Below are 593 nucleotides of genomic sequence, written 5' to 3' on the forward strand. Positions count from 1 at the left end.
GTAGCCCTTGTCGAAGCGCATGCCCTCGGTGAGCTCGAGCTCCAGACCGAAGGTCTGGGACTCCTCGACCGTGATCACGCCCTCCTTGCCGACCTTGTCCATCGCCTCGGCGATCAGCTCACCGATCGTGGAGTCGGCCGCCGAGATCGAGGCGGTCGCAGCGATCTGCTCCTTGGTCTCGACCTCCTTGGCGGTCTTCAGCAGCTGCTGCGAGACGGCCTCCACGGCCTTCTCGATGCCCCGCTTGAGCGCCATCGGGTTCGCACCCGCGGCCACGTTGCGCAGACCCTCACGGACCAGCGCCTGCGCCAGGACCGTCGCGGTGGTGGTGCCATCACCCGCGATGTCGTCGGTCTTCTTGGCGACCTCCTTGACCAGCTCGGCCCCGATCTTCTCCCACGGGTCCTCGAGCTCGATCTCCTTGGCGATCGACACACCATCGTTGGTGATGGTGGGCGCGCCCCACTTCTTCTCCAGGACGACGTTGCGACCACGCGGGCCCAGCGTCACCTTGACAGCGTCGGCGAGGGTGTTCATGCCGCGCTCGAGCCCGCGGCGCGCCTCCTCGTCGAAAGCGATCATCTTCGCCATGG

General features: G+C 66.8%; 1 protein-coding gene. It reads right to left on the reverse strand.

The window, feature by feature from the left end; genetic code table 11:
* On the reverse strand, positions 1-591 hold a 591-nt coding region (locus MMF94_RS43215), incomplete at its 3' end, for a TCP-1/cpn60 chaperonin family protein (RefSeq protein ID WP_277398974.1).
* Positions 592-593 lie beyond the last annotated feature (2 nt).

Origin of the sequence: Pseudonocardia alaniniphila, from assembly GCF_022524485.1 — a bacterium.
GTDB lineage: Bacteria > Actinomycetota > Actinomycetes > Mycobacteriales > Pseudonocardiaceae > Pseudonocardia > Pseudonocardia alaniniphila.